The sequence below is a fragment of the Candidatus Merdisoma sp. HCP28S3_D10 genome, from assembly GCF_052065835.1.
In the GTDB taxonomy this organism is placed as follows: Bacteria; Bacillota; Clostridia; order Lachnospirales; family Lachnospiraceae; genus Laedolimicola.
Genome location: NZ_JBQHTG010000002.1, coordinates 154869 through 172318, shown reverse-complemented (window position 1 = coordinate 172318; position 17450 = coordinate 154869). Strand labels below are relative to the sequence as shown.

General features: G+C 48.1%; 17 protein-coding genes. All 17 read right to left on the bottom strand.

Annotated elements, in window-relative coordinates; genetic code table 11:
- Positions 1-40: 40 nt before the first annotated feature.
- Entirely contained in the window at positions 41-2119 is a 2079-nt protein-coding gene (gene topA, locus ACTNCH_RS05950) for a type I DNA topoisomerase (protein WP_441016637.1), read from the bottom strand.
- 51 nt (positions 2120-2170) lie between these two features.
- Positions 2171-3250: a DNA-processing protein DprA gene (dprA, locus tag ACTNCH_RS05945; RefSeq protein ID WP_441016634.1), complete on the bottom strand. Its 1080-nt coding sequence runs from the start codon at positions 3248-3250 to the stop codon at positions 2171-2173.
- A gap of 2 nt (positions 3251-3252) precedes the next feature.
- Positions 3253-4800, bottom strand: a complete 1548-nt coding sequence (locus ACTNCH_RS05940) for a YifB family Mg chelatase-like AAA ATPase (protein ID WP_441016631.1) — start codon at positions 4798-4800, stop codon at positions 3253-3255.
- A 218-nt stretch (positions 4801-5018) separates the two neighbouring features.
- Positions 5019-6836: a clostripain-related cysteine peptidase gene (locus tag ACTNCH_RS05935; protein ID WP_441017816.1), complete on the bottom strand. Its 1818-nt coding sequence runs from the start codon at positions 6834-6836 to the stop codon at positions 5019-5021.
- 139 nt (positions 6837-6975) lie between these two features.
- Positions 6976-7794, bottom strand: a complete 819-nt coding sequence (locus ACTNCH_RS05930; protein WP_441016628.1) for a hypothetical protein — start codon at positions 7792-7794, stop codon at positions 6976-6978.
- 13 nt (positions 7795-7807) lie between these two features.
- Positions 7808-8266 (bottom strand): LemA family protein, encoded by a 459-nt coding sequence (locus tag ACTNCH_RS05925; protein WP_441016625.1) that lies wholly within the window; start codon positions 8264-8266, stop codon positions 7808-7810.
- Positions 8267-8450: 184 nt separating this feature from the next.
- Positions 8451-8663 (bottom strand): hypothetical protein, encoded by a 213-nt coding sequence (locus tag ACTNCH_RS05920; RefSeq protein ID WP_441016622.1) that lies wholly within the window; start codon positions 8661-8663, stop codon positions 8451-8453.
- Complete coding sequence (locus ACTNCH_RS05915; protein WP_441016619.1) at positions 8656-8940, bottom strand: hypothetical protein; 285 nt, start codon at positions 8938-8940, stop codon at positions 8656-8658. Before ACTNCH_RS05915 ends, ACTNCH_RS05920 begins: the two co-directional genes overlap by 8 nt.
- A 130-nt stretch (positions 8941-9070) precedes the next feature.
- Positions 9071-9805: a LytR/AlgR family response regulator transcription factor gene (locus ACTNCH_RS05910; RefSeq protein WP_441016616.1), complete on the bottom strand. Its 735-nt coding sequence runs from the start codon at positions 9803-9805 to the stop codon at positions 9071-9073.
- Between the two features lie 77 nt (positions 9806-9882).
- Positions 9883-10509: an RNA polymerase sporulation sigma factor SigK gene (gene sigK / locus ACTNCH_RS05905; protein WP_441016613.1), complete on the bottom strand. Its 627-nt coding sequence runs from the start codon at positions 10507-10509 to the stop codon at positions 9883-9885.
- Between the two features lie 132 nt (positions 10510-10641).
- Positions 10642-11094 (bottom strand): YaiI/YqxD family protein, encoded by a 453-nt coding sequence (locus ACTNCH_RS05900; RefSeq protein ID WP_441016610.1) that lies wholly within the window; start codon positions 11092-11094, stop codon positions 10642-10644.
- An 18-nt stretch (positions 11095-11112) separates the two neighbouring features.
- On the bottom strand, positions 11113-11487 hold the full coding sequence (locus tag ACTNCH_RS05895; protein WP_441016607.1) for a VOC family protein: 375 nt from the start codon (positions 11485-11487) through the stop codon (positions 11113-11115).
- A gap of 66 nt (positions 11488-11553) precedes the next feature.
- Positions 11554-11955, bottom strand: coding sequence for a (deoxy)nucleoside triphosphate pyrophosphohydrolase (locus ACTNCH_RS05890; RefSeq protein WP_441016604.1), 402 nt, complete (start codon positions 11953-11955; stop codon positions 11554-11556).
- Between the two features lie 11 nt (positions 11956-11966).
- A complete protein-coding gene (locus ACTNCH_RS05885; RefSeq protein ID WP_441016601.1) occupies positions 11967-14951 on the bottom strand; it encodes a DUF3427 domain-containing protein in 2985 nt (994 codons plus the stop codon).
- Positions 14952-15157: 206 nt separating this feature from the next.
- A complete protein-coding gene (locus tag ACTNCH_RS05880) occupies positions 15158-16396 on the bottom strand; it encodes a peptidase U32 family protein (RefSeq protein ID WP_441016598.1) in 1239 nt (412 codons plus the stop codon).
- Positions 16393-17043, bottom strand: coding sequence for an O-methyltransferase (locus tag ACTNCH_RS05875; protein ID WP_441016595.1), 651 nt, complete (start codon positions 17041-17043; stop codon positions 16393-16395). The genes ACTNCH_RS05880 and ACTNCH_RS05875 overlap by 4 nt, the downstream gene beginning before the upstream one ends.
- Positions 17044-17442, bottom strand: a complete 399-nt coding sequence (locus ACTNCH_RS05870; protein WP_441016592.1) for an endolytic transglycosylase MltG — start codon at positions 17440-17442, stop codon at positions 17044-17046. It lies immediately after the preceding gene.
- Between the last annotated feature and the right edge of the window lie 8 nt (positions 17443-17450).

Sequence of the window (17450 nt, the reverse complement as noted above, 5' to 3'; positions counted from 1 at the left end):
TTCCCTCTTTTTTTCAATTACTTTTTCACAAATTTTCTGACTATTTTTCTTCGTCCTTTTTCTTCGGCATCACATGGCCGCAGGTTTCGCTGGCACAGACCAGCTTATTGCCCTTTTCTACCATATAGCTGCCGCAGACCGGACACTTCTCCGTAGAAGGCTTCTGCCAGGACATGAAATCGCACTCCGGATTGTTCTCACAGCCGTAATATTTTCTTCCCTTTTTGGTTCTGCGCAGCACCACATCCTTTCCGCACTTGGGACAGGGTACTCCGATTTTTTCCAGATAAGGCTTGGTATTGCGGCATTCCGGAAAGCCCGGGCAAGCCAGGAAGCGTCCGTGGGGACCATATTTGATCACCATATGACGTCCGCATTCCTCGCAGACCACGTCCGTCACCTCGTCCTCAATCTTTACTTCCTTCAGTTCCTTTTCCGCAGCCTCCACGGCTTTTTCCAGATCCGGGTAGAAATTTTCTACGACTGTCTTCCAATTGACGGTTCCTTCTTCCACGCAGTCCAGAAGTCCTTCCATATTTGCGGTAAAATCTGTCTCCACAATGCTGGGGAAGGCCTGCTTCATCATATTGTTGACTACCTCGCCAAGCTCGGTCAGATAGAGATTCTTGCTCTCCTTGGACACATAACGGCGGGCAATGATTGTCGTAATCGTCGGCGCATAGGTACTGGGACGTCCGATACCCAACTCCTCCAGCGTCTTAACCAGCGCAGCCTCTGTATAATGGGCCGGCGGCTGTGTAAAATGCTGTTTACTCTCAAATTCCTTCAGCTCCAGCCGGGTCTCCTTGCTCAGGCCCTTCAGCAGACGGCTGTCCCCTTCCTTTTCCTCGTCCTGCACATAGACAGACATAAAGCCGTCGAAGGTAACCCGGGACGCAGACATGGTAAAACGGTACTTTCCTCCGTCCACCTTTACCGAAGAGGTCTCATAGACCGCGTCTGCCATCTGGCTGGCCGCAAAGCGCTTCCAGATGAGCTGATAGAGACGGAACTGCTCCCTTGTCAGGGATTCCTTGACAGAAGCCGGCGTCCGCGTCAAATCCGTCGGACGGATCGCCTCATGGGCGTCCTGAATCTTTTTGCCGCTGGTTTTCGCGTTGTGCCCGGCAGACACATACGTTTCTCCATAATTGGAAGAGATATAATCGCGGGCTGCCTTTGCCGCCTCCTCGGATACTCGGGTGGAATCGGTACGCAGATAGGAAATCAGGGCTACGGTACCGCTGCCCTTGAGATCCACGCCTTCATAGAGCTGCTGTGCCACGCTCATGGTCTTCTGAGTGGAGAAATTCAGTGTCTTGGAAGCCTCCTGCTGCAGGGTACTGGTGGTAAACGGAAGCGGCGCCTTCTTTACGCGCTCCCCGATCTTTACCTCGCTGACCTCATAGGAAACTCCGTCCAGTTCTTTTAGAATCTGATCCATCTCCTCTTTGGAGCGGATTGTCATTTTTCCTTCCTTTGTTCCATAGAAATGCGCCTGCAGCGGCTTCTTTCCGCCATCTGCCAGGAAATCCGCATCCAGCGTCCAGTATTCCTCCGGCACAAACGCATTGATCTCCTCTTCCCGATCCGCAATCAGCCGGAGCGCTACCGACTGGACACGGCCTGCACTTAAGCCCCGCTTTACCTTTGCCCACAGAATCGGACTGATACGGTAGCCTACCATACGGTCCAGCATACGGCGGGCCTGCTGTGCATTGACCAGATCCATATCAATCTCCCGGGCATTCTTCAGGGATTCCTTTACCGCGCTCTTGGTAATCTCGTTAAAGGTAATCCGGTACATTTTCTTTGGATCCAGCTTCAGCGCCTGGGACAGATGCCAGGAAATCGCTTCTCCCTCCCGGTCCGGGTCGGTTGCCAGATATACTTTATCTGCTTTCTTCGCCTCTTTGCGCAGCTTAGCAAGAATATCACCCTTGCCGCGAATGGTAATGTATTTGGGTTCGTAGTCGTGCTCCGCGTCAAAGCCCAACTGACTCTTGGGCAAATCCCGCACATGTCCCTGGGACGCCAGCACCTCATAGTTGGACCCGAGAAATTTCTTGATGGTTTTCACTTTCGCCGGAGACTCTACGATAACCAGATTCTTTGCCATAATACTAACTCTCTTTCTTTGATATCCGCTGTCTGCTGCAAATGGCTCTGCTTAACAACGTGTATAGTAATTCTTATATACTTCCTTCGCATAACCCTTCATTTGCAGTTTTGCTAAAACACTCAAGGCTTCTCCGGGCGGAAGTCCTGTCTTTCCACAGATCTCCGCCAGGTTCTGAGCCTGCAAGCGTAAACAACTATACACCAAATTTTCAGACCTTTCAAGCACATTTTTATCTTTTTGCGTTTTTTTACAGGTAAATTCCGGTAAAATATGGAGGACTTCCAGTAATTGTTCCGGTGACAGGGCAATTCCTGCCCCCTGCCGGATCAGATTATTACAGCCGGCGCTTAAGGCTTCTCCTACCGGTCCCGGAGTCGCGTAGACCTCCTTTCCCTGCTCCAGTCCGTAATCCGCCGTAATCAGGGAACCGCTTTTTTCTCTCGCTTCTATTATAAGTACCAGATCCGACATACCGCTTAAAATCCGGTTCCGCAGTGGGAAATAATATTTCAGGGGACGTACGCCCGGCGGACATTCCGAGATAATGCCGCCCTGCCGCTCAAGCGCCATATAGATGTCCCTGTTGGCTTCCGGATAACACATATCTGCCCCACCCGCCAGCACCGCAAAGGTGGCTCCGCCCTTTTTCAGGGCTCCTCTGTGGCTGCAGGCGTCGATTCCCCGGGCCATACCGCTTAAAACCTGCACCCCGGCAGCCGCCAGCTCTCCACCAAACCATTCGGACAGGTTCCGGCCGTATGAGGTACAGTCCCTTGCGCCCACCACTGCCACTGCCGCCTGCTCCTCTTCCGGCAGTCTTCCCCGGACGAACAGACCGCAGGGAGCATCCGGAATGGTCCGAAGCCGCTTCGGGTACTTTGGCTGCTCCCAATGGATAAATTCCAGATCCAATCGCTTCAGCCGCTCTGCCTCCCGTTCAAAGTCCCATTTTTTCCGATTTTCCAGGAGAGTCCCCAGCTTTTCCCGGTTTGTGGGAAAGCGATCCAGCAATTCCTTTTCACTGCACAGAAAAACGGTTTCCGGATTCCCATATTTTTCCAGCAGCTTATGCTCCAGTCCCGGATCATAAAACAGGCTGCTGCAGAACCATTGCCAGTAATCCCGCATTCCTACACCCCCTTCAGCCACTGATTGCGATCCGGCGGACGATAGCCCAGAGCCTCCAGAACATGCCCTTCCTCTATCTCCTCTTTTCCTTCCAGATCGGCAATGGTGCGGGCCACCCGGACAATCCTATGATATGCCCGGGCACTCAGGTTTAATGCCTCAAAAGCGTCCCCCAGCAGCTCCTTTTCCGCTTTTCCAAGCTTACAATACCGCTCCGTTTCCCCTGTGCCCAGCAGAGCGTTAAACTTCCGCTTTTCTTTCCGATACCGTTCTTTTTGCATTTCGTGGGCCCGCTCTACCCGTTTCCGTATCTCCGCCGTAGATTCTTCTTTTCCCTTCTGCTGTAAATCCTGATATGTCACCGGTGATACATTAGCGCAGATATCCATCCGATCCAGCAGAGGCTGCGACAGCTTTCCCAGATAACGGGCCACCTCCTGCTGGGCGCACTGACAGCGGTTGCGATCCGGATAATAGCCACAGGCACAGGGATTCATAGCCGCTACCAGCATAAAATCCGCCGGGAAAATATAGGTTCCCGCTGTCCGGCTGATACAGATCTGCTTCTCCTCCAGAGGCTGTCGCAAAATCTCCAGGGCTGTCCTGCGAAATTCCGGCAGCTCATCCAAAAAGAGAATCCCACGGGAGCTCAGAGAGACCTCTCCGGGGCCCGGCACTCGGCCACCTCCTGCCAGCGCCTCTGCTGTAGTCGTGTGGTGTGGCGAGCGGAAGGGTCGCTTCAGGATCAGGGATTCCTTTTCCCGGAGCAGTCCCGCGATACTGTAAATTTTTGTAATTTCCAGGCTTTCCTCCAGAGACAGCTTCGGAAGAATTCCCGGAATCCGTCTGGCAATCATCGTCTTACCGGAGCCCGGCGGCCCTATCATCAGAAAATTGTGCATCCCGGCAGCCGCAATCTCTGCCGCCCGCTTCACTTCTGCCTGACCATGAATCTGGGCAAAATCCTCCTGATTTTCCGGGTACTCCCTTTCTTTTGCAAACATGGCCTCCACGTCCACGCAGGTTTTCACGGCCTGTTCCGGATGCCGTAAAACCTCAAGCAATTCGCTAAGCCCCGATACCCCCACTACCTCCATGTCCTGCAGTACCGCTCCCTCCCGGGCATTGGCCTTGGGAACAATACAGCGCCGGATTCCCAGCTCTCTGGCCTTTTCCACCAGAGCCAGCACCCCGGAAATTCCAAGTACCTGACCGCTCAGACTCAGCTCGCCGGCAATCATCAACCCGTCCAGCCCTTCTGCCGGAACCTTCTCCAACGCGCCCAGCACCGCGGCCGCAACAGCCAGGTCAAAGCGCGAGCCCTCTTTTCGGACACTGGCGGGAGCCAGATTCACTGTGATGCGCTTGGGCGGCAGCGCGCAGCCCGTGTTACGCAGGGCTGTGCGTACCCGGTCGGCTGCCTCCCGCACCTCTGACGCCAGATATCCCACCATCAGAAAACCGGGCATTCCCTCGCTCACATCTGCTTCTACCCGAACCGGATATCCCTCAACGCCCCGGATACCAGCTGACAAAACCTTACAAAACAAAAATTTTTCTCCTTCCCTCTCGATTGATTCTGCTTTTCTTTCGTGGAAAATCCGGAGAATCCCGGAATGATCTGAATCAAGCATAACGCATCAAAAAGGAAAAATCTGCTGTTTTATACTTTTTTTATTCTTTTCAGCAATGTCCACAACCATTATTTTTACCAAAAGGTTTTTGCAAAAAGAACAGCCGCGCCACAGCGCAGCCATTCTTCCTGTTCTTATTCGTACACGGTTGTGGTAATCTCGCCTCCGGCGCATTGAAAGAGCACCGCGTCGGAATAAGCATAATGATCCATGGCGTCCCGCATCTCATAAACCATAGAATAGGAACCGTCCGGAAGCTCTATTTCGCCAAAGGCGGTATCCGCTGTTACCGTAAAGGTATCTGCCGTATACGCCTCAAATTCATCATCGCCGCTGGCTGTCGCCAGATACCAGATAGTGGTCAGCTCATCGCCCTCCTCCAGAAGCCGCAATTCCTTATCGGCCATACCGCTGTCATCAATACCCTGACGGGCGCCCAGGATACTCCACTCTTCGGTATTAAAGTCATATACCACCTGTAAGTTATAGGAATCGCCATTCAGAAGAACCGGTACTGCATACAGGTTATAATCCTCGCTTTCATAACTCAGCTCCATATAAGCCAGGTTTCCGTCGATACTCCCCCAGACACCGCGGAAATTATCGTAAAAGATACCCTTATCCCAATCTGCGTTCATATCATTATCCGTACCCAGAAGCAGCATGATATCATTTTCCTCGTCCACATAGTAGAGAGAAAATCCAATTCCGGCCAGAATGTCGTCGGCCTTCGGCCCCAGCGTCAGATAGGATACGCCATCCTCATTCACATCCAGAGGTTTCCCGTCCCAATCCGTACTCAGCAGGTTCTCTACGTTCGGAAGCTCCGTAAAATCCATATCCGCGATGTATTCCATTCCGGAATCGTCCAGCTCACCGGTTAGCTCATAAGCGTAAAAATATTTGAACGCCAGTCCTGCTCCGATATCCGCATATCCGTTAAAATCCTCCACATCTCCATTGTAGGAATAGTAACAGGACAGACCGGTAGCCTCGCTCCGGTACGGACCGCCCACCTGGTAGAGCACGCAATTATCCATGGCGTCCAGCACACTCTGGGCAGAGCCCAGCATATCGACGCTCTGACGGGCTATATGTCCCAGATCCACCATGTTCGTGTATCCCTGTTCTCTGGTATTGCCGCCGTAATTCTCACTCTGCACGGCTGCCCGGGCAAACCGGGAGAAAAAGGCCGGATCCGCACAGGCCGCAGACAGAGCCTCCGCGCCGAAAGTCTCATAAGCATCCAGAAGCGGACCCACCTTCGATAAATCGGTCAGAGACAGCGTCGTATTGTCCTGGGTTCCCACCTCTTCACAGCCTGCATAGTAGGCGTCACAGATGATCTTACCCAGCTCCTCACCGTCCATGTCCGGATTTTCAGCCAGGGCGCCCACCCACTGGGAATAATACCACCCATTGGCTGGTTCTGTCTCCTCGGAAGCCACCAGGTAACGCGCCAGATCCGAGAAGGTATTGGCCACGTCCACGGTCGCCATCAGACAGGTATCAAAGCCGATCAGCTCCATGGGAGGATTCTCCACGGAAGGATCCCAGACACTGGAAAACGCCGCGTACATCTCGTCCAGAGTCAGAGAATCGTAACCGTATATTTCATCAAAGGACGCGCCGGACACAGAGCCGCCGCCATGGTTCCAGAATACTACCGCTGTCTTCTCCGCCGGATAATTGCTCTTCGCGAAGCTCAGGAAATCGGCCAGTGTTTCAGCTTCTCCCATGCTGGCCGAAGGCTGTTCATCCACCAGATTCAGGCCTTCGCTGTTATAGACCCATCGCTGCAGCTTGGACGCATCCACCACATCGTTCTGCCATTCGCTGGATCCTCCGGTCTCAATGACTACATTTACATTTTCCGGAAGCTCTGCCTCCATAAGCTCTGCCAGATCGCCGGTGGCAAAACCGCCGCCCGACTCCAGATCGCTTCCGCACAGATACCAGTAGACGGACCAGGCCCCCTCTTCCCCGGAAGCCGCGCTCGCCGTTTGCGTTTATTCCTCCCCGGTATCATCTCCACAGGTACACAGAGACAACGTCAGAGCGCAGGACAAAAATAACGCTATCCATTTTTTCTCATACCCATTCCTCCTTCGCAGCCGGATCCATCATTTTCATCAATTTCTTAGCCAGCGTGTGAAGTTTTTTCTCTTTCTTCTCATATTTTTCCAAATATTCTTCCACGCTGGGCTGATCCCGGTCAAAGGAAGGACCATCTACCTTCCAACTCATTTTTCCCCAGTAGGGATGCTGGAAGCTGATAGTAATTTTAAAATTAGAGACCGGACCCCTGGCGTCAAAAGTAGGCGCATCCAGCGTGGTCAGACGCCGTGGTTCATTACCGATGACCGTTGGCATGGGGCTGCCGCTGCGGGTGCGTTGCCGTTCTGCGGCGTCCTGCCGTTGCAGCATCCACTGGAATTCCTGCCGCTGCAGCAGGAACTGTTCGATCAGCTTCGACATGGAACGGGCTCTCTCCGGCGCGTCACTCTCATGACATTTCAGATTTTCCTTTCCGCTGGCGTAGATCGCCGTGCTATCTTCCTTAATGGTAAAGGATTTAATCGCAGACGCTTCGAACACCAGCGCCCGCTCGTCATCTCTCAGGCACAGCAGTCTGTGATCGGTATCGAGAAGCAGGCTTCCGCCGCCGAAGCCGAAATCGTAACGCCAGGTTTCCTGAAAGGTATCCCGCAGGGTCTGATTGTTGTCGTAAAAGGTCAGATACGCGCGGAATCGTTCCAGATTCATTTCACCCACCGCGCCGTCCGGCAGATCGATTTTCCTGTCACATTCCTTGCAGATAGGCATGTTCTCGATCTTTGTGGGCAGCAGACGCGGGGTCGGATTGCCACAGATTGGACATACTTTTTTATGATTGCTGAATAATCCCATAGATTTCCTCCTGTTATCCCTTTTCCAGATAGGCTTTTTTATGAAAATGCAGCAGTCCGGCCGCCACATTTACCGGAAACAGCCGTATGGTTCCGTTATATTTCGATACGGTGTCATTGTAGATCAGTCCGCTGGTATGCAGCATTTTTTCGTAGCTCTCCGCTGCATTCAGATACTTACGATAACCCGGTTCTTCCTGTACCTTCGGATATTGCTCCGCGATCGCCTGCAATACCTGCCGGATCTCCGAAAGCAATCGTTCCTGTCCGGCCGCCTGAGCCGGATCGCTCTCCGCCGTAACCATGCCACGATCTGTCCGAAGCCGGTCAGCCTTTTTCCCCATAGCCGCGTCATAGGCTTCCGTCAGTTCAAGAAGGGCTAACGTCGCGTCATACCAGGACGAAAGCTGTACTCCAATCTGACTCATGGCATTTTTTATATTCTCGTCCAGCACGACCAGTCTTCGCTGCACGGAAATCAGCTAGACAGCAAGTAAAATGACCAGCAAGGCCACAATAATTCCTATTTCCATACATTTCATTACCTTTCCTGTCGAACCTGTTCCAGACAGCCCTTACAGATACAGTGTTTCTGAATTTAAAAGCAGCGGATGCGGACTAAGCCGCATCCGCTGTCCGGATTCAGATTTTTATTTACTACATGAAATACAGTCCGTTATAACCGGTTGTATCAGACAAAGCAATCATTACGACGCTGCCGTCATCCTGCTGCGCAAATGCGCAATAATATCTAAGTTCACTGCCATTGTTATCAAAGTATACGCCGTATCCGGTGCTGTCCGCCTCGTAGGTGCCGTCCATTTCTCCGCCACCCTGTACCATTTTTGCAGTGCCGTCTGCATTAAACACAAAATCCAGTTTTCCGCCATACTGCTCCAGTGACGCCGCCAATCTCCTCATCAGTCAGCTCTTCGCCGTCCACGCAGCCGCCTGTGAAGCTCCAGGTAGTATCTGCCACATCGACCGGCTCAGTCATCATATCGATACTCCAGAGAGGACCGTCGTCGCCTTCCGCAAACTCGGTATCCGTCTCTGCGGTTTCCTCTGTCTCCTCTGAGCCTCCGCAGGCTGCCAGGGACAGAACTAACATGGTACCTAAAATCAGTGCTAATACTTTCTTCTTCATAACAATTTCTCCTTTTCCCGTTTTTTCTGCGGCTCTGCCGCTTTCTGATTTTAGTGTACCTGATTTGACAAAAAAAAGAGCGATTCGACATGAATCGCCCTGAATTTGCTCCCAATCGTCCCTATGCTTTTTACAAAATAACCTGCTGCCGGTCAAAGCTGTATTCCAGATATCTCTCTTTGATATCTGAATATTTTCCATGTGGAATCGGAATTTCTTCTCCATTTTGCATCTGAATATTTTTAGAAGAAAGGCTCCTGATATAATCCATATTAATCAGATAAGAACGGTGAGGTCGCAAGAAATTTCTATATTTTTCCAGTTGTCCGGACAGCTCATCCAGTTTTCCAACACTTTCCAGCTTCTCACCCTGTTCCATACAGAACAAAAGCGTCCGTCCCCTTACCTCACAATAGATCAGCTTCTCCAGCTCTATTCTGGTAATTCCTGTCTTGCAGCGCACAATCAGGCTTTTTTCTTCTGTTTTCCTGCATTCAGAAATCACCGAATCCATAAGCCGGAAAAAGCTCTCTGCCCAGATGGGCTTTAGCTGATAAAAATAAGCTCCCACGGTGTAGGACTCCACCGCGAATTCCGCCGACGAGGTCAGAAAAATAATCCTGACCGCCGTATCAAACACCCGGATTTCCTTTGCCGCCTCCATGCCATTCTGTCCCGGCATCATAATATCCAGAAATATAATATCGAAGCGCAGACCCTTCTCGAACGCTGCCAGAAGCTCCAGTGGGCTCTGGAAAACCACGTATTCCATCGCCCGGTTTCTCTCCACCCGATAGCGGTCCACCAGAACCTGCAGCTCCTTCAACACCGCTATATCGTCATCACAAAAACCTATTTTCAGCATAATCGGCGGCGCTCCCTTCTTTTGTACTTTCCAGCCTTACTTTTTTATTATATACGGGATTTCTTTTCCAAATTAAGCTATTCCTTCGGAAAATATTCACGAAGTTTCAAAATGGCGCTTTTCTCTATCCTGCTGATATAAGAACGGGAGATTCCAAGCTTTCCGGCAATCTCCCGCTGGGTGTATTCCTTTCCGTTATATAGTCCGTAGCGCATAATCAGAACCGTCCGTTCCCGTTCTGTCAGCACATCTGCCAGAAGCTCATACAACCGCCTGCTGTCCTCCCGGACACAGACACTGGTAAAGGCGTCCCGCTCCTTACTTTCCATAATATCCAACAGATGGATTTCGTTTCCTTCTTTATCCGTACCTATGGGGTCATAATAGGATGTTTCCCGGGCGGTTTTCTTTTTGGAGCGGAAGTACATCAGGAGTTCATTCTCCACACACCGTGCTGCATAGGTTGCAAGCCTTGACCCCTTCCCGCTGTCGAAGGTCGTCACAGCCTTGATAAGCCCGATGGTCCCGATGGATATCAAATCCTCCGTCTCTTCCCCTGTGCCCTGGTATTTTTTTACAATATGCGCCACCAGACGGAGGTTACGCTCCACCAGAATATCGCGCGCCTGCCCATCGCCCTCTTTCAGCCTCTGCAAGTAATACTGCTCCTCTTCTGCCTCTAATGGTTGCGGAAACGTCTTCAAAAAAGGCACCTCACGGGCGGATTTATCTTATCTTATGATAAATCCGCCTGTGAAGTGCCTTTCCCAGTTGATTTGGGCCAGTACGATTTATTTTCTTTGAGAAATTAGCCCCATCAAGGTTATTCCACTTTTCTATCTTCCATTCTGTATCATCCGTAAAAGTTTTTCAAAAGACTGGGCAAAGCATATATCATCATCTTCTGTACGCTTTCTCGGTCCTTTCAGATGATTCTTATGAGAACTTCGTCTTGCCTTCTTATTCAGGTGCCGCTCCATAAGCAACTGGTCGATATTTTCGTTCGTATACCACTTACCGGATTGGTGAATAGCATACGCACCTTTTCCAAGAGCCATAGCAGCTACCCCATAGTCCTGCGATACTACAACATCACCTTTATGGCAAATGCTAATCAGCTTATAATCTACGGCATCTGCTCCTGCTCCGACAACAATTACTTCGCTATAATCAGAAGTCAGCACATGGTTCGTATCACACAGCAATGTGGTTGATATGTTGTATTTCTCTGCTATTTTCTCTACAATACCTACTACCGGACACGCATCTGCATCCACAAATATCTGCATCCCTTGCCCTCAATTCTGTCATTCTTTGTAATTCACAGGTGTTCGAACCTCAATCAAATTTCCCGATGGATCATAAAATCTTACAAGCTTCTGTCCGCCCTCCAGCTCCATCAATTCTGTAACATAAGTTACAACTTCTCGGCCAGCCTCCAGTTTCTTTATAATATCCTCTATATCGTGATCTACAAAATAAAGTTCCGTCCTGTTGTTATATGGTACGGTATGTAGTTTTGTACTGTCGTACCATACATTCGCATCCTGCAATACCAGTCCCTCAGACATAATTACATTGCCTTCCAGCCTTGTAACCACACGCAGTCCAAACAGTTCCTCATAAAATTTTATGGACTCTTCGATATCGTCCACAATAATCAAAACATTTTTCAAACTCATGAATTATGCCCTTTCCACTTTTTGAAGCTGCGTCGTAATGACAGCTGTGAAGTACTCCTGCCATACCTATAGATTCATTTGCACTTTTTCAAGCAACAATACATCTGCCGGAAGCCAATTTACGCAACAAAGTGACTCTTTGTTCAACCATCGCGCAGCTTCATGTTCTTTTAACACAAGATCTCCCCTGCAGATTTCACACCAAAAGCATTCCATCGAAAGATGAAAGTCCGGATAATTGAACTCAATTGTATCAATCAAATCACCTACAGCTATTTCTGTGTCAAGTTCTTCCAGGATTTCACGCTTTAATGCTTCTTGCGGTGTCTCGCCAGGTTCAATTTTTCCACCAGGAAATTCCCAGCCCCCTTTGAAATCTCCATATCCACGTTGTGTAGCAAAAATAATCGGTTCTCCATCTTCATTAACAGCTTTTATTACAGCTGCCACAACTTTTATCGTCCTCATATATCCTCCACTTAAGAATTCACGATATATTCATAAATATCTTCCCGTACCGGGACATCAAGTATCCACTCTATTTCCACTGCTGTTTTTTGGGTATTTGCCATTGTAATTTCTTTTACGCTTCCACTTGCCGTCATATGTCCCAGATAATAAAATTCTTTCGAAATCTTATCGTCCTTATTTTTTCTTACAAAAAGCTCCACTTGAATACCTCGTTCCTTTGCTTTCAAGAAATTCTGCACATCTTCCGACTGTAAACTTCTTCCTGATTTTGAAATAGCAATCAAACGATCCCGAAATCCTGGCACAAAATGATCTTCATATTTTGTAGTATCACTAATATTCTCGGCCTTATCATAATTGATGAACACTGGAAATGTCTTTGTCTTTTTATCAAACTTATATCCACCAATATTCAATGGCACTTCGTTCTGCTCCCAGTTAAGCAGGCGACAGACATCTTCATAGGTATATTTCTGATATAAAACCAAATCTGTCCGATCATATGTCTTTATATAATCTCTTTCATATCGGCGAATGCCAAATTCAACTAATTCTTGAAGGACCTCATAAAACTCATTATGTTCCATCATCTGCATAAATGACTTTGTCGGTTTATAATCCGTTCCTTCTTTCTCAATAAATACACATTGAGAATAAGTCTTCTTACTTGCTCCGGCGGGGAACTCATTTGTCATAACATTTATAATGTTTTCTCTCTGATTCTGACCAATAGCTTTTCCATACCTCTTCATATCTTCCAAAAGACCTGCAAATAAGCCAGACTTTGATAATCCGTGAGCATACGCCATCATTCTTTTCAACATCTGAAGCTCTTGAATTCTTTTTCCACTTGCCAGCTTTTTTGAAACGAACTCTATAACCTTTTCTTCGTCCTCCGACAAACGAACGTTATATTCTTTCTCATATTTTACCAGGAACTTATAGTATGAGCCAAGACTGTTGTTATCAAAAATACGAATGACATCCATTTCACCGTAGTCATCAAAATCACACAGCCTAGGAATTCGTCCGAGCTTGTTCTTTAGATTTGTATAGTTCTCTCGGATAAGCTTTATATCGCTAAAGTTTGCATTATCTACAGACGCAAATATTTTCTTTCTACTAATCTCATCAAAATGTATGGTAGACGCACCAGGAATTACTCTTCCACCCTCCATGACATATCTGCGAATATTATCTTTATTATAGGTTCTGTCCCCTGATAATGCGATTGGAATCATAAAATTATTGTTGTAATTTCCGATAAAATCAAGAATTACTACATATTCTTTTCCGTATGCTTTTCTGAGTCCTCGTCCCAACTGCTGGATAAACACAATCGGGGATTGTGTTGGTCTAAGCATAATAACCTGATTTACTTCTACAATATCAACACCTTCGTTTAAGATTTCGACAGAAAAAATATAATCCAACGGCTCATTATCTGCTGTTGCATCTTCTTCATTCATGGCAAGTCTCTCAAACGCAGCCTGTCTATCCTGTTCAGAAGCACTACCATTCAACGCAATCGTTCTGAACTTCCGACCTGTGGAAGGATTCATCGTGTGATTAAATTTATTTGCTAATTCTTCTGATTCCTTAATACTGCTACAGAAAATCAGCCCTTTCACCTTATCCCCACTATATCCATAATAGTCAGCCTGATTGATAATATGCTTTACCCTTTCATCACTGGTCAGCATAGTAAAATCTCTTCTGACCTCTTTTTCATCTCCGATAATTTCCAAATCGGTAATGCCAAAATAGTGGAATGTACAAAGAAGGTTCTCCTCCATCGCCTGTTGTAATCGAATTTCATACGCAATTTGATGGTTGAATAGCTCGTAAACATTTCTTCCTTCTATGCTATCATCTCTTTTATCCGGAGTAGCTGTCATTCCCAGCCAAAGTTTTGGAGTAAAATGATTCATCACTTTCTGATATGTATCTGCCGGAACATGGTGAGCTTCATCTAATACAATACAGTCAAATGCATCTTTTTTATACTGAAGCAGGTGCTCATCACGATTCAATGTCTGTACTGTCGCAAACACATAATCTGCATCATATTCATGGTATCCTGCACCAACCAATCCCATTGAAACGGACCTGGCAAATACTTTTTCATAAGACTTCTTTGTCTGTCTTGCCAACTGGCCGCGATGAACCAGGAACAGTACTCGTTTAAACCCAAGTTCTCTCATTGCAAATGCAGACGCATAGGTCTTTCCCGTACCAGTCGCAGAAATCAAAAGTGCTCTATCCTCACCAGCCTCAAGAATTTTTCTCAAATTCGTAATAAACCCCACCTGCATACTGTTTGGCTGCAGTTTATATTTTTCAATTGAAATGATTTCTTCCTGTTTTGCAATCTCACGCTGGTGCTTGATGATCTCATATTGCTCGCTATACTTCTCATAGAACTCATCAAACGATAATGCATAGTTTGAATTCCATAATTCATTAAATTCAGCAATAATTTCCTGCGCTATTTCTCCCTGTTCTGTTGAAATTAACTTTGTATTCCACTCTCTATTACTCGTAAGTGCTGCGCTTGTGATATTAGAACTGCCAATAATAATACGATAAATTTCTTCCTTCTTGAAAATATAACCCTTTGTGTGAAATCCTTCCTTAGCAGCTTCTACATCATACATTTTAAGTGTGATATTGGATAGTTCGTTGAGTTTTTTCAAAGCTCTAGGCTCACTGAAATTCAAATAATTGGTTGTAAGAATTTCACCTTCTATATTTTTCTTCTCAAGCTCTTTCAATGTTTGAAGAAGAGGGGTAATACCATTCATTGTAATAAATGCTACGCTTATCTGGAAACTATCACATGCCAAAAGTTCGTCCTCAATAGACGAAAATACTTTCTTTCCTGCTTTATGATTATTGGATACAAATTCTGGTCTATATATATTATTTGAAACAACAGAACCGTCGATATATGCTGTTTCAAATCCTAATCGTACTTCATCAATTTTCCCCATATCTCTTTCTCCATTATTTTCTTCAATCCCCTGCTACTAGTATATTCTTTTCTCCACTCACTTTCAAAGGTTTTTATCATAACAACCCCTTTTGATTCGGTATCTTCGAAAAAAGTAAAGGAACAGGCCAGATAGACTTGTTCCCTTACTTTTTATGCAACATTCAGTTTTAAAATCAGGGCAATAGATACCTTGCTGCCGCTTTTCTATGCTTCTTTCCGTCTCAGAATATCGCAGGCGTCCGCTTTGCCGCTTAACTTCACGCGCAGCTTCTGCTGGGGATGGGGCGCGCTCTCCATGGCTTCGCCTTCTTCATTCAGGATAGCTTCTACCCTGACAGCCAGATTTTCTCCGTCCGGCTTCATGATCTCAATCATTTCTCCCACAGAAAACTTATTCCGCTGCTCCAGATGGATATAATTTTCCGCGTCTACGTCGCCCGCAATTCCCAGATAGGTGTAGCCCTTCTGATACGTATTGTTATCATAAATCTGGGAACTCTCGTCCGGCTTTCCATAGAAAAATCCGGTGGTAAATTCCCGATACGTGCAAGCTGCAATCTGCTCCTTATACCAGGGCATATGTTCCTCGTAAAGCTCCCGGGACTTCAGGCAATCGTCGATGGCTTTCCGGTAGGTTCTGGCCACTGTCGCCACGTAGAGCGCCGTCTTCATGCGGCCCTCGATCTTAAAGCTGTCAATGCCGGATTCCAGAAGCTCCGGAATATGCTCAATCATGCAGAGATCTTTGGAATTAAAGATATAGGTGCCCCGCTCATTTTCATACACCGGCAGATACTCGCCGGGACGGCTCTCCTCCATAACCGCGTATTTCCAGCGGCAGGGATGGGTACAGGCACCCTGGTTCGCGTCGCGGCCGGTAAAATAATTGCTCAGAAGGCAGCGCCCCGAATAAGAGATACACATGGCTCCGTGTACAAAAGTCTCAATTTCCAGATCCTCCGGGATATGCGCCCGCAGCTCCCGAAGTTCTTCCATGGAAAGCTCACGAGCGGAAACCACCCGTTTTGCCCCCTGCTGATACCAGAACTGATAGGTCAGATAGTTGGTATTATTGGCCTGGGTGCTGATATGACGCTCTATCTCCGGACAAATCTCCTTCGCCAGCATAAAGATGCCCGGGTCTGCAATGATCAGCGCATCCGGCTTAATCTCTTTTAATTCTTCAAAATAAGCCCGCACGCCTTCCAGATCCCGGTTATGGGCCAGAATATTCGCTGTTACATAAACCTTTACCCCATGGGCATGGGCGAAGGCAATCCCCTCTTTCATGTCTTCCATGGAGAAATTTTTAGCCTTGGCGCGAAGACCAAAGGCCTCGCCGCCGATGTATACCGCGTCTGCGCCAAAGACCACCGCGGTCTTTAAGACCTCCAGACTGCTGGCCGGAATCAGAAGCTCCGGTTTTCTTACTGTTTCACTCATAACTGCTCCTTTTTTACGCTTAAGGTCACGCCGTCACCCAGCGGCAGCACCGATGTGGTCAGATCCGGGTGATGGGTCAGCGTATACAGATACTCCCGCATACGGCTGTGAATAGTCCGGTCGCGGCGTTCCACAGCAAACCGGGATTCGATGATATCGCCGTCCTGCAATACATTATCGGACAGAAGGATTCCTCCCGGCGCCAAAAGCCGGAACACCTCCGGCAGGAAATGGATATACTGACCCTTGGCTGCATCCATGAAAATAAAATCATAGGTTCCTGTCAGCCCCTTCAAAATATCCGCAGCATCCCCCTCCAGCAGGGTAATCTGTTCCTGGCGTCCCGCCCTGCGGAAATTCTCCTTGGCGATGGGAATCCGTTTTTCGTATTTTTCAATGGTGGTGATCCGTGTATCCGCCGGACTGTACTCTGCCATCAGAAGCGCAGAAAAGCCTACGGCCGTTCCTACCTCCAGGATCCTTTCCGGCTTCTTTGCCGCCAGCAGCGTCTTCAGAAAGCTCTGCGTCTCCCGTCGTATGATCGGCACATAGGTTTCCAGTGCTTCTTTCTCTATTTGATTTAAAAGCTCTGTATTGCCCATATCAAGGGAATTGATATAAGCTGTCGTTCTCTCTCCTGCTATCACTTACGATTCTTCCTCTTGTCCCCAGTTAAATTCCACATCCTCCCCGGACAGCACCGCCATCAGCTGACGGGGCTTCATGGCCGTAGACAGGGTGTAAGTACCGGGTTTCATGGTCTTGGAATATTTGGAGCAAAGGATCTGGAGGTAGAAAAGCTTTGAGTCCTCCACCAGTCCTTTTTTCTCCAGCAGCTTTGCAATCTCCGTCTTAGACGCGCCGTCCGGCACCGTCACCTGAATGGTTCTTCCGGGCATGGGATCCACAGCCTCCTCCTGAAATACGGAATGTCCGTAGGAGAACGCCATACTGCCCAGCCGGAGGATTCCGACTGCAACCACTGCGATGATTACAATCTTAAATGCGATAGATAAAACGGTCAAAGCTGCTTTTTTTGTATTCATTCCAGTTC

Bases quoted from the DNA above. Each gene is read 5' to 3' on its own strand.
- ACTNCH_RS05895 (WP_441016607.1), bottom strand. From the start codon at position 11,487: ATGAGTTTGAAAAATGTTTTGATTATTGTGGACGATATCGAAGAGTCC.
- ACTNCH_RS05885 (WP_441016601.1), bottom strand. From the start codon at position 14,951: ATGGGGAAAATTGATGAAGTACGATTAGGATTTGAAACAGCATATATC.
- ACTNCH_RS05915 (WP_441016619.1), bottom strand. From the start codon at position 8,940: ATGAAGAAGAAAGTATTAGCACTGATTTTAGGTACCATGTTAGTTCTG.
- ACTNCH_RS05880 (WP_441016598.1), bottom strand. From the start codon at position 16,396: ATGAGTGAAACAGTAAGAAAACCGGAGCTTCTGATTCCGGCCAGCAGT.
- topA (WP_441016637.1), bottom strand. From the start codon at position 2,119: ATGGCAAAGAATCTGGTTATCGTAGAGTCTCCGGCGAAAGTGAAAACC.
- dprA (WP_441016634.1), bottom strand. From the start codon at position 3,250: ATGCGGGATTACTGGCAATGGTTCTGCAGCAGCCTGTTTTATGATCCG.
- ACTNCH_RS05890 (WP_441016604.1), bottom strand. From the start codon at position 11,955: ATGAGGACGATAAAAGTTGTGGCAGCTGTAATAAAAGCTGTTAATGAA.
- ACTNCH_RS05900 (WP_441016610.1), bottom strand. From the start codon at position 11,094: ATGCAGATATTTGTGGATGCAGATGCGTGTCCGGTAGTAGGTATTGTA.
- ACTNCH_RS05910 (WP_441016616.1), bottom strand. From the start codon at position 9,805: ATGCTGAAAATAGGTTTTTGTGATGACGATATAGCGGTGTTGAAGGAG.
- ACTNCH_RS05870 (WP_441016592.1), bottom strand. From the start codon at position 17,442: ATGAATACAAAAAAAGCAGCTTTGACCGTTTTATCTATCGCATTTAAG.
- ACTNCH_RS05930 (WP_441016628.1), bottom strand. From the start codon at position 7,794: ATGGGATTATTCAGCAATCATAAAAAAGTATGTCCAATCTGTGGCAAT.